10 protein-coding genes are annotated in these 13,177 nt (G+C 72.5%); 5 read left to right on the forward strand and 5 right to left on the reverse strand.

Features of this window, described 5'->3' with window-relative positions:
* Positions 1–60: 60 nt before the first annotated feature.
* Entirely contained in the window at positions 61–2,130 is a 2,070-nt protein-coding gene (locus ACIHEI_RS00435; RefSeq protein WP_396605115.1) for a HelD family protein, read from the reverse strand.
* Positions 2,131–2,454: 324 nt separating this feature from the next.
* On the opposite strand from ACIHEI_RS00435, the gene ACIHEI_RS00440 reads away from it, so the two are divergent.
* A complete protein-coding gene (locus ACIHEI_RS00440) occupies positions 2,455–2,610 on the forward strand; it encodes a hypothetical protein (RefSeq protein ID WP_396605116.1) in 156 nt (51 codons plus the stop codon).
* Between the two features lie 8 nt (positions 2,611–2,618).
* Here ACIHEI_RS00440 and ACIHEI_RS00445 read toward each other — a convergent pair whose 3' ends face one another.
* Complete coding sequence (locus tag ACIHEI_RS00445; RefSeq protein ID WP_392946651.1) at positions 2,619–4,250, reverse strand: DNA repair helicase XPB; 1,632 nt, start codon at positions 4,248–4,250, stop codon at positions 2,619–2,621.
* 189 nt (positions 4,251–4,439) lie between these two features.
* Between ACIHEI_RS00445 and ACIHEI_RS00450 the strand changes: the two genes are divergently transcribed.
* Positions 4,440–5,777 carry an ATP/GTP-binding protein gene (locus ACIHEI_RS00450; protein WP_396605117.1) on the forward strand — a complete coding sequence of 446 codons (1,338 nt, stop codon included), beginning with the start codon at positions 4,440–4,442 and terminating at the stop codon, positions 5,775–5,777.
* The gene (locus ACIHEI_RS00455; protein ID WP_396605118.1) at positions 5,774–6,412 is read left to right on the forward strand and encodes an RloB family protein; all 639 of its coding nucleotides are present in this window, start codon (positions 5,774–5,776) and stop codon (positions 6,410–6,412) included. Before ACIHEI_RS00450 ends, ACIHEI_RS00455 begins: the two co-directional genes overlap by 4 nt.
* A gap of 20 nt (positions 6,413–6,432) precedes the next feature.
* On the opposite strand, the gene ACIHEI_RS00460 is transcribed toward ACIHEI_RS00455, so the two are convergent.
* A complete protein-coding gene (locus ACIHEI_RS00460; protein WP_396605119.1) occupies positions 6,433–7,980 on the reverse strand; it encodes a DUF2079 domain-containing protein in 1,548 nt (515 codons plus the stop codon).
* A gap of 234 nt (positions 7,981–8,214) precedes the next feature.
* On the opposite strand from ACIHEI_RS00460, the gene ACIHEI_RS00465 reads away from it, so the two are divergent.
* On the forward strand, positions 8,215–8,541 hold the full coding sequence (locus tag ACIHEI_RS00465) for a hypothetical protein (protein WP_396605120.1): 327 nt from the start codon (positions 8,215–8,217) through the stop codon (positions 8,539–8,541).
* A 55-nt stretch (positions 8,542–8,596) separates the two neighbouring features.
* Here the strand turns inward: ACIHEI_RS00465 and ACIHEI_RS00470 are convergent, their stop codons facing one another.
* Positions 8,597–11,074 carry a helicase-associated domain-containing protein gene (locus ACIHEI_RS00470; protein ID WP_396605121.1) on the reverse strand — a complete coding sequence of 826 codons (2,478 nt, stop codon included), beginning with the start codon at positions 11,072–11,074 and terminating at the stop codon, positions 8,597–8,599.
* 174 nt (positions 11,075–11,248) lie between these two features.
* Between ACIHEI_RS00470 and ACIHEI_RS00475 the strand changes: the two genes are divergently transcribed.
* Positions 11,249–12,091 (forward strand): hypothetical protein, encoded by an 843-nt coding sequence (locus tag ACIHEI_RS00475; protein WP_396605122.1) that lies wholly within the window; start codon positions 11,249–11,251, stop codon positions 12,089–12,091.
* 62 nt (positions 12,092–12,153) lie between these two features.
* Here the strand turns inward: ACIHEI_RS00475 and ACIHEI_RS00480 are convergent, their stop codons facing one another.
* Positions 12,154–13,149, reverse strand: coding sequence for an ABC transporter substrate-binding protein (locus ACIHEI_RS00480; RefSeq protein WP_392946671.1), 996 nt, complete (start codon positions 13,147–13,149; stop codon positions 12,154–12,156).
* Between the last annotated feature and the right edge of the window lie 28 nt (positions 13,150–13,177).

Here is a 13,177-nt window from a genome sequence, read left to right on the forward strand (position 1 = left end):
GTTCTCCCCCAGCCCTAGGGGGCTGGGAGGTGCCCCCACGCGCCCCTGTCTTCGTTTCCCTTATCCGAGCTCGTCGGGCATCGGGTCCGTGTGGAGCACCGTCAGCCCCGAGACCGCGCGCGTCAATGACACGTAGAGGCGGCGCAGCCCCGTGCGGTGGTCGGGTTCGCCGGCGATGATCGCGGTGGGTTCGTCGAGGACGACGTAGTCGTATTCGAGGCCCTTGGCGAGGGAGGCGGGGACGAGGGTCAGCCGGGCGTCGGCGGTGGTTTCGGTGCCGGGTTCCAGGCAGGGCAGCCCTGCGGCTCCGAGCATCTCGGTGAGGGCGGGGATGCGCGCGTCGGCGGCGATCAGGCCGACGGAGCCCTCGTGGCGGAGGGCGTCCTGGCAGGCGGCGAGGACGGCTTCGTCGCGCCCGGCGGGGACGTGGCGGATGGTGAGGGAGCCGGGGGTGTCGCGGACGGAGGTCGCGGGGGCCAGGCCGGGGGCGATCGCGGGGAGGAGGCGGGAGGCGTAGGCGATGACCTCGCCGGGGACGCGGAAGCCCTGGGTGAGTTCCTCGATGTGGGCGCCGTCCTTGCCGAGGTGGTGCAGGGCTTCCTGCCAGCTGTCGGTGGCCCAGGGGGTGGTGCCCTGGGCGAGGTCGCCGAGGACGGTCGCGGAGCCGGTGGTGCAGCGGCGGCCGACGGCCCGGTACTGCATGGGGGAGAGGTCCTGGGCCTCGTCGACGACCACGTGGCCGAGCGAGGCGGTGCGGTGGACGAGGTCGGTGGTCTCGTCGATCAGGACGGCGTCGGCGGCGGACCAGGGTGCGGTGCGGGCGGAGCGCGGCGCCTTGGCCCACAGGATGGTGGCCTGTTCGTCGGCGTCCAGGATGCCGTCTGCCGCGGCGGCCAGGAATTCGGCGTCGCTCAGCAGGCGGTGCACCAGTTTCACCGGGTCGACGGCGGGCCAGCTGGCTTTGACGACGGCCTTGACGGCGGTGTTGCGGGCCACCGCGTCCTGCACCCGGTCGTCGGGGGCCTCGCCGCCGTGTTCCATCTTGACCAGGACGGCGTGCGCGATCCGCTGCGGGAGGGCCTCGGCGGCAGCCCCGTAGCGGATGTCGCGGTCCATCAACTCGCGGACGATTTCCTCGAGTTCGTAGGCCGGCACGCGCCAGCGGCGGGAGCCGCGGACCACCACGCAGGGCTCGGTGGGGACGGTGATCCCGGCCCGGACGGCGTTGCGCAGGACCTGGGCCATTCGGGCGTCGCCCTTGATCCGGGCGGTGTCGGCGGTGTCGGTGCCGCGCACCTCGACGTGGCCGACGAGTTCCTGCACGGTGGCCTGGGCGACGTCCAACTCGCCGAGGGCGGGCAGGACTTGCTCGATGTACTGGAGGAAGGACCGGTTCGGGCCGACCACCAGGGTGCCGGTGCGGGCGAGCCGCTCGCGGTGCGCGTACAGCAGGTAGGCGACACGGTGCAGGCCGACGGCGGTCTTCCCGGTGCCGGGGGCGCCCTGGACGCAGACGGTGCCGGTGATGTCGGCGCGGACGATCTCGTCCTGCTCGGGCTGGATGGTGGCGACGATGTCGCGCATCGGGCCGACGCGGGGCTTCTCGATCTCCGCGGCGAGCAGCGCGGAGCGGGTGTCGCCCTCGTCGGGGTCGGACAGGTTCTCGTCCTCGTAGGCCGTCAACTCGCCACCGGTGTAACCGAATCGGCGGCGCTTGGCGACGTCCAGCGGGTCCTTGCGGCTGGCCCGGTAGAACGGCTGGGAGACCGGGGCGCGCCAGTCGATCACCATCGGGTCGCCGTCGGCGTCGTGGACGTGCCGGCGTCCGATGTAGAACTGCTCGCCGCCGCTGCCCTCGGACTCGGCCTCGCTGATCGCGTGCAGGTAGTCCAGCCGGCCGAAGAACAGCGGGGTGTGCGCGAGGTCGGCGAGCGCCTTGATGCGGTCGTCGATCTGCCTCTGCAGCACCCGCGCGGACACCCAGGTGCCGGTGACGTCACGCAGGTCGAGCGCCTCGACGTCCTCGCGCATCGCCTTCAGCGCGGCCCGGGAGGCGGCCAGGTGGGAGCGTTCGCGGCCCAGCGGGTCGGTGTCGGCGGCGAACGTGTCGGTGGGGGTGGGGGAGTGCACGGCGGACCTTCCCGGCCGCCCGGCATCCAGGGGCGGCGGACTCGTCTTGGCTCACGGTGAAGGACACCGGCCGGTTTCCGAGCGGCCGGCACCTCCCACGGCTGCCGACGCGGCACCACGGTTCGGGAGGGGCAGACGGACGATCCTAGACCCGCCGCTGCCCGGGAGCGAATCCGTTTTCTCAGGGACGACCCTCCCCCCACCCCTGGGGGATCACCCCCTGACAGGCGTAGGGGTCGGTCCACCTTCAGGACGACCAACCGCCCGCCAGGTACGGCCTTCCGGTTGATGCCCGCCGACCGCCCCCGGACCCACCATGGAGACATGACGAACGAACGAATGAACCCGCAGGTCAACGGCGCCCACAGTGCCTCGGAGCGCCGCCGGGGCCCGGTGGCCGCCGCCTTCCGCAACGTCGGCATCGTCCTCGACACCGCCGCGCGCGTCCTCTTCCTCGGGCGCGACGGCGTCAAGATGTAGCCCCTCGCCTACAGGTCGTCGGCGTCGACGATCCGGTACGCGTAGCCCTGCTCGGCGAGGAACCGCTGGCGGTGCGCCGCGAAGTCCTGGTCCACGGTGTCCCGGGCGACCACCGAGTAGAAGTGCGCCGCGTGCCCGTCCGCCTTCGGCCGCAGCACCCGGCCCAGCCGCTGCGCCTCCTCCTGGCGGGAGCCGAACGTGCCCGACACCTGGATGGCCACGGTGGCCTCCGGCAGGTCGATCGAGAAGTTCGCGACCTTGGAGACCACCAGCACACTGATCTCCTTCGACCGGAACGCCTCGAACAGCTTCTCGCGCTGCGCGTTCGAGGTCTCACCCTTGATCACCGGGGCGTTCAGCGCCTCGCCCAACTCGTCCAGCTGGTCGATGTACTGGCCGATGATCAGCGTCTGGTCGCCCTTGTGCTTCTCCACCAGCCGCTCCACCACCCGGCGCTTGGTCACCGTGGTCGAACAGAACCGGTACTTCTCCTCCGGCTCGGCGGTCGCGTACATCAGCCGCTCCGAGTCGGACAGCGTCACCCGCACCTCGCAGCAGTCGGCGGGCGCGATGTAGCCCTGCGCCTCGATCTCCTTCCACGGGGCGTCGAAGCGCTTCGGGCCGATCAGCGAGAACACGTCGCCCTCGCGGCCGTCCTCGCGCACCAGCGTCGCCGTCAGACCGAGCCGGCGGCGCGCCTGCAGGTCGGCGGTGAACTTGAACACCGGCGCGGGCAGCAGGTGCACCTCGTCGTACACCACCAGGCCCCAGTTGCGGGCGTCGAACAGCTCCAGGTGCGCGTACACGCCCTTCCGCTTGGTGGTCATCACCTGGTAGGTGGCGATGGTCACCGGGCGGATCTCCTTGCGGGCGCCGCTGTACTCGCCGATCTCGTCCTCGGTCAGCGAGGTCCGCTTGATCAGCTCGTGCTTCCACTGCCGGGCCGAGACGGTGTTGGTCACCAGGATCAGCGTCGTCGACTTGGCCTCCGCCATCGCCGCCGCACCCACCAGCGTCTTGCCGGCGCCGCACGGCAGCACCACGACGCCGGAGCCGCCGTGCCAGAACCCGTCCACCGCGTGCCGCTGGTACGGGCGCAGCTCCCAGCCGTCCTCCTCCAGGTGGATCGGGTGCGCCTCGCCGTCCACGTACCCGGCGTGGTCCTCGGCCGGCCAGCCCAGCTTCAGCAGCACCTGCTTGATCTGGCCGCGCTCCGACGGGTGCACCACCACCGTGTCCGGGTCCACCCGGGCCCCGACCAGCGGCGCGATCTTCTTCGACCGCAGCACCTCCTCCAGCACCGGCCGGTCCGTGGTGGACAGCACCAGCCCGTGCACCGGGTGCTTCTGCAACTGGAGCCGCCCGTACCGCGCCATGGTGTCCGCGACGTCCACCAGCAGCGCGTGCGGCACCGGGTAGCGCGAGTACGTCACCAGCGCGTCCACCACCTGCTCGGCGTCATGTCCCGCCGCCCGCGCGTTCCACAGCCCCAGCGGCGTCACCCGATAGGTGTGAATGTGCTCCGGCGCCCGCTCCAGCTCGGCGAACGGCGCGATCACCCGCCGGCACTCCGCCGCCTGCGGATGGTCGATCTCCAACAGCAGCGTCTTGTCGCTCTGCACGATCAGCGGTCCGTTCACGCCTGTGCATCCCTTCCGCGCGGGGCCAAACCTCCAGTGTGCCGCATCGGGTGAGGCTGGTCGTACGGATGATTCTCTGCGGATTTGTCAGCACTGAGTGTCCGCGTACGGGTGAACCCCCTAGAGATGCGCCCAGAGAGCTTGTATCGTCACTTTTTGACGTGAGAGGCATCTACAAAGCATGCCTGGATGCATGTGGAGGTTGTCGTGCTGCTTCGGTTTCGAGTGGCCAACCATGCTTCACTGCGTGATGAGCAAGAACTCTCCCTGATTGCGGCGGATCGTCACCCCGAACGGGCGGAGCGTGGCGTCGAAGGCGCGGGCGGTTTCCGGGTGGTTCCGGTGGCTGCCATCTACGGAACGAATGCTTCGGGCAAGTCGAACGTCATCGATGCCATCGGCTGGATGCGCTCGGCTGTCCTCTCGTCCTTCCGGAGCTGGGACCCGGAAGGCGGCGTTCCCCGTCGTCCTTTCGCCCTGCGTCCCGACACTGCGTCCTGGCCCTCGACCTTCAGCGTGGACTTTGTGGTGCACGGGGTTCGTCACGAGTTCGGCTTCTCCGTCGACGACGAGAAGATCCTGGAGGAGTGGCTCTACTACTACCCGGAGCGCAAGGCCAATCGCCTGTACGAACGCAAAGCGGACGGCACTGTCGTGTTCGGGCGTTCGCTTACCGGGCGAAAGAAGATCATCTCTGAGCTGTTGCGTCCGAACAGCCTCTACCTTTCCGTCGCTGCTGCCCAGAACCACTCCCAGCTCGGGGAGATCTTCCGGTGGTTCCGATCGGGTCTGCAACTGGCGACCGATGGAAACTATCGAGCGAGGATGGACAGCACCGTCCGGCTGCTACTCGATGATGAAGCGGGCGGCGGCACTTCGTCGCCCGTCATGCAACTGCTCAAGTATGCGGACCTCGGGGTCTCCGGACTCGCGGTCGAGGAACCCGACGAATCCGTGATGGACGAGTACCGGCGGCTCCGTCAGGTCATGCGGGACGTTCTGGGCGATCGGGTCCGGGTCGAGTCTCCGGGCCTGCACACGGTGCGTGTGGAGCACCGGACGGACGGCGGCGTCTTCCCGTTGGACCTGAACGAGGAGTCGAGCGGGACGAAGACCTGGATCGGGCTGATAGGGCCGATCCTCGGCGTCCTGTCCGCAGGATCGGTCCTCTGCGTGGACGAGCTCGACGCGCGCCTGCACCCGTACCTCGTGGACGCACTGGTGGGGATGTTCCAGTCACCCGAAGTGAACAGGACTGGGGCGCAGCTCATTTTCAGCACGCACGAGGCCGCGCTGCTGGGGAAGAACGTACGCACGGAGCTCTACCGCGATCAGGTCTGGTTCACCGAGAAGAGTCACGAAACGCTCTCGACCAGGATTTTCCCACTGACGGAATTTCATGTGCGGGACTCCATCGAAAATCTGGAGAAGCGCTATCTTTCCGGGCGATATGGTGCCGTTCCATCCCTGGACGACGAATTGTTGGGCAAAATTGGGCGAAGCATCGTCGTCGGCGGGAACGCATGAGGCGCGGCAAGTCGCTCCAGCGAGGGAAGAGCACGCGTGCCGAACAGCGCCGGTTCCTGATCTACTGCGAGGGCGAGTGCACGGAGTCCATTTACTTCAAGGGGCTCAGGAACGACCTCAAGTCCCTTCCTGTGACAATATGCCTGGGTGCGGACCACGGCGAGCCGAAGTCCTTAATCCGGGCGGCGATCAGCCACAAGGAGCGGGCCCCGTTCACAGCGGCCGACCGGCACACGGCCTACGACGAGGTCTGGTGTGTGGTGGACGTGGAGGCACCCAAAGCACACCCGTCCCTTGACGAGGCACTCGTGCTGGCCCGGCGAGCAGGCGTCAAGGTGGCCTTGACCAATCCGTGCTTCGAACTCTGGCTCTTGCTGCACCTCTGCAACTTGACGTCCTACCAGACGACCGCAGCCGCGCAGGCCGCCCTGGAAAAGGCCGGCACGTGCGGCTACAGCGCCCAGCGGAAACACCTGGACTACGTCGGCCTCCGGGGCCCGGACGACGAGCGGTATCTGAAGGCGCGGGAGCGTGCCGGCCTGCTTCGGGCACGTAGCGAGGACGCACATCGCACCAACCCGTGGACGAACGTCGACGAGTTGGTGGAACGACTGCGGGACGCGCGCGGCGTGTGACATTCCGGGACCTGAATCGGTCAGCCGAGGAAGAAGTTGTGGCCGACGTCCGGGGGGATGACCTCCTGGTACGGGGTGGAGCCGGGGCCGGGGAGGTGGGTGCCGGGGACAGGGTCAGTGCCGGTGTGCCGCAGCAGGGTGACGCCGTCCTGGTCGAACAGCTCCTGGTAGCCGTGGGCGAGCAGGAAGGCGCGGTAGGCGGCCTGGTCCGGGTCCTTCTGGAACGGGAAGGCGCGCTGGGTGTACCGCAGGATGACGTACTCCTGGCCGCGCGGGGTGCCGTCGGCCAGCATCACGTGGGTGCGGTTGGTCAGCCGCGGCGCGACCTGGTTGTCGGCCTCCACCGTGGCGCCGTCCGGGATCAGCTTCGCCGCCCGGGCCAACGCCGCCGTCGGGGCCTTCGGCTGCCACTCGTACGGGAGGACCAGGTGGTACAGGCCGAGGGCGCCGGATGCGGCGAGGGTCAGCACGGCGGCGGTGGCGCCCAGGCGGCGGGCCTGCCGGTGTCGGCCGCGGGCCCACAGAACGCCCAGGGTCTCGATCGCGGCGGTGACCAGGATCGGCCACAGGAACGCGTCGTAGTGCCGGGCGATCGACCAGTGGTTCGGATTGTCGGACAGGATCCGCTCCGCCAGCAGCGGCAACGCGACCAGCATGGTCGCCGAGCGGAACGGCAGAGCCGCCGTGGTGAGCACCAGCCAGCCGAGCAGCATCGGCTTCAGCGGACTGGAGAACGCCGACTCCACCAGCAGCCACGGATTGCCGAGCACGTGCCGCAGCGCCTCGCCGCCGTCCGCACCGAGCTGCCCGTAGTTCCAGTAGTAGCCCGGCTCGCCACCCATCGCCGGTATCACGTACGCGATCTCCACCGCCGCAGCCAGCGGACCGCACACCAGCAGCGACCAGCCCAGCACCTTCGCCCACCGGTCCGTGCCGCCGCGCTCACGCCACAGCAGCACCGCGCCGAACGCCCCGACCGCCAGCCCCAGGTCCTCCTTGGTCGCACACAGCAGCAGCGCCGCGAGCGCCGCCCACCCCCAGCGCCGCGCCCCCGCCCGTTCGAACAGCAGCAGGAACAGCGGGACGGCGAACCCCACCTCGTGGAACCCGCCGCGCGAGGAGATCAGCAGCGGCCAGCCCAGCCCGTACACCAGCGCCGCGACGTCCATCACCCGGGTACGGACCCGCGCGTCGGCGCCCGCGAACGCCCGGCTCGCGATCCGGCGCACCAGCGGAACACCCGCCGCGAACAGCGCCGCCTGCCCGACCAGCAGCATCCGCGGGTCGTCCCACACCCAGTACAGCGGCGCGAGCAGCGCCAGCACTGGCGAGAAGTGGTCGCCCAGCAACGAGAAGCCCGGCGGGAACTCGTGGTGCACGCTCTTCAACGTCGACACCGGCAGCCCGAAATGCGCGTAGCCGCGCACGCCCTGGTCGAAGATCCCCAGGTCGAAACCGCCCAGCTGGAGCGAGGTCCACTGCTGGACGCCCAGCGCCAGGCAGACCGCGAAACTCAGCAGGGTGAACAGGGCCGTCCGGCGCCGGCGGGTCAGCCGGACCCCGGACATGCGGCCGGTCGCCGCACGGGCGACCGAGGTCTGCAGAGCGGAGGAAATGGTTACGGCTCCGGTCCTGTCGGGGGCCGGCGAAGGCCCGGTTCCGGCGCGGGTGAACCCTCCCACCCCCGGCCGCTCCGCAGTCTAACGGCCACCCGTGAGACGCCCGGCGCAGATCGTCAAGCGGAGCCCGGCCCCCCACAACAGTGACCCGCACGCGGTCGGATCGTTGGGCAGGCCATGACCATGCGCAACCGATTCCTGGCCGGCCTGGCGCTCTCCGGCGCGGCCCTCGCCACCACCCTCGGGGCGGCCCCCGCGAGCGCCGCCGGCGAGTCCCCGGCCCTCGACCAGGTCGCCGACGTCGGCCAGCCCGGCGGCCTGCTCGGCACCCTCGCCTTCACCGGCACCGGCCTGCTCACAGGCGTGGAGCCGAAGATGCCGGACCCGCACGCGATCATGGAAGAGGCGAAGAAGCAGAAGGCGGACGAGGACGCGAAGCAGCACAGGTCGGCGGACGACGAGGCGAAGAAGCAGAAGGTGGAGGGGGACGTGGCGAAGCAGTACGTCTAGCTGGCTGGTAGGCGAGCGGGCGCGAAGCCGCGCGTCCGCGCAGTCTTCGCGCCCTTCAGTCGTCGACCTCGGCCACGCCGGTGATCCGGTGGAGGGCGAAGGTGCGGACCTCGTCGGAGAGGTGGTCGTAGGCGGTGACGAAGCCGCCCTCGACCTTGACGGGGTCGATGACGCGCTGGGAGGAGAGGCCTTCCGCGTTGAGGTAGCCGATCCACATGCGTTCGCCGAGGAGGACGGCGGTCTGCAGGGAGGCGAGGGTGTCGGCGGCGGCGGTGCGCGGGACGACCGCGTTCGCGGGGCCCGCGACAGCGTCCTTGCGGGGGGCGGTCGCGGCGCGGTCGCCGGCCCGGATGGCGCGGACGGCGGCGGTGAGCAGGGTGTCGTCGGGGCGGGCGGGGCCGTCGGGGACGGGCGTGGGCGCGGCACGTGGCGGGGTGCGGCGGGCATCGGGGCGGGTGATCACGACGTCGCCTTCGGCGGACTCTGCGGCGGGCGCGTAGCCCATGGTGCGCAGCACGGTGAGCAGGGTGTCCGGCGGGGCCTGGGCGGCGAGCACGGTGGGGGCGAGCAGGCGTAGGCGCAGCTCGGCGGCGCGCCGGTCGGCGAGGACTTCGCCGAGCAGTTGGGGGTCGTCGCAGCGCAGGTAGGAGGAGGCGGCGCCGACCCGCAGGACGCCGTGGCGGCGGGCGACGTCGTCGATCAGGTAGGCGAGCGGCTGCGGGACGGGCGTACGGGAGTGCCGGCCGAGGAAGCCTTGCAGGTCGGCGGCGGTGCGTCCGGCGTCGAGGGCGCGGCGGATCGTTTCGGGGGTGAAGCGGTAGACGGTCGCGCCGCCCTTGGACTCGATGTCGGCGCAGAGTGCGAGTGCCTGGGCGAGCGGGGTGAGCAGCGGGCCGGGGGCGATCGCGGTGAGGTCGGGCTGCAGGATGACGTGGTCGAGGGGTTCGGGCAGCAGCGGGGCGAGGACGGCGGTGGGATCTGCGCCGGCGAGCAGGGCGCGGGCGGGGGCGGCGAGCGCGCCGCGGCCGGTGATGCCGAGCAGTTCGGCCTCGTGCAGGGTCCAGCCGGTGAGGGTCTCGCGCAGGTCGTGGCCGTCGGGGCCGGTGGGGCCGCCGCGCAGGGGGCGGTGCCAGCGCAGGGCGGGCAGGACGGCGTCGGCGCCGGCGGCGGTGCCGGGGGGCTGTTCGGCGAGCCGGGTGAGGGTGGCGCGGCGGACGGACGGGGCGAGGGTGCGGTCGAGTTCGGGGCCGAGGGCGGCGCGCGGCCGGCCCTTGCTGTCGGGGGTGCCGGTCAGGCGGCCGACGCGGGTGGCGGTGAGCCAGGTGCGGGCGAGCAGGGTCCAGCGTTCGGCGGTGTCCTGCTGCGGCCACTGGTCGTACGCGGGGGTCGGCGCCCACACTTCGTCGATCTCGCCGTCGGGGGCCAACAGGCCTGCGGTGTAGGCGAGTTCGAGCCAGAACGCGGCGTCGGACTCGGAGCTTTCGAGCAGGGTCGCGGCGCGCTTGAGGTCGCGGATGCCGAGGCCGCCGGCCCGCAGGGTGGGCGGCGGGGTGACGCTCCAGGCTTCGAGGAGCTCTTCGAGGGTGCGGACGGCGGTGGCGGCCTGTCCGGCGGCGGTGCGGTCGACCATCGCGGGGTCGCGGGTGACGACGGGGGCGACGGCGGGCGGGGCGGGTTCGACGGTGCGGTGGGTGCGGCCGCCGCGCAGGTGCAGGGCGAGTTCGCGGGGCAGCACCACGGAAGTGGGGCTGGACGGCAGCAGCAGGCCGCGGGCGAGCAGCCATTCGACGGGGCCGCGCGCGTCGTCGGCGGTGACCTGCCGGGCGGCGTCCGGGACGGTGCCGGTGGGCGGCCCCCAGACCAGGCGTTCCAGCAGGCCGACGGCGGCGGGCGGGGCCTGGTCGAGCAGCGCGGTCAGGCGCTTGCGGTCGCCGAGCAGGGCGGTGAGCGCGGCGACGGCGGTGACCGGGTCGGGGGTGGGCGGCAGTCCGGCGCCGGCCAGCAGCTGCTGGAGGCGGGCGGGCGACATGCCGACGGTGGCCTCGGCGAGGGTCGGGCCGAGACCGGTGCGGCCCGGGTTGGCGGCGCTCGGGGCGAGTGCCTCGCGGACGGCGAGGACCAGCCGCAGTGACGAGTCCGGGCCCCAGATCAGGGCCTGTTCGCGCAGCCGGGCGAGCGCGCCGGGGAGCGCGGCGGTGACGGCGGCGCGGTCCACCGGCTCGGCGCCGGGGTGCGGCTTGACCCGGGCGGGCCCGGCCAGCAGGTTGCGCACCGCGGTCTCGGACGCGCCCTCTGGGGCGGCGGCCAGCGCCTCGACGGTCTGCAGGGTGAAGCGGTCGAGCCGTTCCAGCGCGCGCAGCACGGACGCCCGGCTGGAGAGCCGGGCGGACAGCTGGGTGAGGTCGGTCGGCACCGGGTTCAGCAGGTCGGGACGGGCCCGGAGCAGCGCGGCGACAGCGTCGTCCTCCCGGCCGCGGAGTTCCTCGGCCAGCGTGCGGGGGGCGCCTGTGCGGGCGGCGCGCGGTGCGGTCATCCGGTCCAGCCTAGTCAACGCCCCCGGCCGAGGCCCAGAACGGCGGAAGAACTCCCGGCGAAACCGGGGCAGTCCGGGCCCGACGGCCAGTGGAGCGGGCTCGCTTCGGGCGGCCGCGGGTGGGTACCGTCTCGATGCGGCGGGAAGTGCGACGTGAGGGCGGGTGGCGGGGCGATGGCGGGCGGCTCGTGGTGGCGCGAGGGCGGGTCGGCGGAGGGTTCGGACGGCGGGGACAGCGTGTACGTGCCCGCGCAGGCGGCGGAGCCGCCGCCGGTACCGGCCGTCCCGCCGATGCCTGCGGCACCCCCGCCGCGGCGCCCCGTCGAGTTCGACAAGCCGGTGCCGCCCCCCGTCGAGTTCGAGCTGCCGCCCGGGCCGTCCGCGGACGAGGTGGAGCGGGCCGCGCACTGGGCGGAGGGACGCGGCCGCGCCGACGTCACCTCGGTGTTCCCCGGCTGGACGGAGGTGTACTTCGACCTGCCGGCGGAGCCGGAACCCGAACCGGAGCCGAAGGCCACGCCCGAGCCGGAGCCCGAACCCGAACCCGAGCCCCCGGCCGAACCGCACCCGGGGCTGGCGATGCGTGCCCTGCGCGCCCTGTTCGGCAAGCCGCAGCCCGCACCCGCGCCGGAGGCCGCCCCCGCCGAGGCCCCGGCGACGGGCGGCGGGGCCCGGCGGCCCGCGCCGCTGCTGGTGCTCGGCGCGGTGCTGCTGGTGGCCGGCGCCGTGACGGGTTCGCTGCTGGTGATGCTGGCGGGCTGGGGCGTGGCCTACCTGTCGAGCGGCCTGTCCGACCTGCTGAAGAAGTTCGCCGTCCTGGGCATCCCGCTGATCACGGTGACCGGTCTGACGATATGGAACTGGGGCCGCGAGAAGGGCCGTTGGGGCACCCCCCTGACCCCGGGCACCGACGCCGGCCACGCCACCTGGGCAGCCGCCCCGGACGTCCTGCGGGCGGCGGCGGTACTGACGGCGCTGTTCCTGCTGGCGGTGACGCTGCGCCGCCGCAAGGCCTAGCGGCGAGGTGCCCGCGCGGTGATCCGTCCGGGGTCCGACTGTCGTATCGGCCGGCAGGCGTCTCAGCTCGCGCCGAGCAGGTGGAGCAGTTCGGCGATCAGGAAGTGCGCACCGGTGTAGCCGATGCCCTGGAACCAGAGCTGGTCGTTCACCGGGAAGGCCCGGTGTGCGCGGACGGCGCCGAGGGACTGCCAGGCGGGGGAGGCGAGGGCGGCGCCCAGTCCGTTGCGGTCGGGGTGGCCGTAGCCGGAGTAGAACAGCAGGTCGCCGTCGGCGGCGGAGAGCTGGTCGGGGGCGGTCTCGACGGCGAACTGGTCGGTGTTCTGCGGGTCGGGCCGGGGCAGTCCGAGGTCGGTGAGGACGCTGCCGGGGAAGTTCTGCCGGGCGTACAGGCGGACGGTGGGGGAGTCCTCGACGAATCGGACCAGGCTGACGCGCTGCCCGGTGAGGCCGGCGGAGGCGAGCGCCCGGGTGGCCTGGTCGAGGTGGCGGGCGTAGGCGGCGACCACGGCGGCGGCCTGTTCGTGGCGGTAGAGGGCGGCGGCGTGCAGCTGGAAGTTCTCCTTCCAGGGCGCGCCGGTGGTCTGCGTGAGCACGGTCGGGGCGAGGCCGCGCAGGGTGTCGAGGTGGGCGGCGTCGCGGGTGCGGTTGGAGAGGATCAGCTGCGGGCGCAGCTGGGCGATGGCCGCCGGGACGGGCGGGTCGCCGATGTCGCCGACCACGGCGATCCGGGCCAGCCAGGAGGGCGGCCAGTAGTCGGGCAGGCCGGGGTCGAGCGGGGCCTTGGCGGCGCCGACGGGCGGGATGCCGAGGGTGATCGCGGAGTCCAGTTCGGCGGTGTCGAGGGCGATCACCCGGGTCGCCCCGCCGGGGACGGCGACCGCCCCGTCCGCGCCGTTGACGGTGACACTGGGCGTCGGGCTGGGCGTGGGCGAGGGCGGCGCGGAGCCGGTGGCGGTCTGCGGCGGCGGCCCGGCGGGCAGGGCGTGCGGGCCGCAGCCGGTGAGCAGGGCGGCGCCGAGCCCGGTGAGGGCGGCGCGGCGGGACAGGGGCGGCACCAGGGACCTCCGGTGGGGAGCTCGGCAG

Source organism: Kitasatospora sp. NPDC051984 (assembly GCF_044593455.1).
GTDB lineage: Bacteria > Actinomycetota > Actinomycetes > Streptomycetales > Streptomycetaceae > Kitasatospora.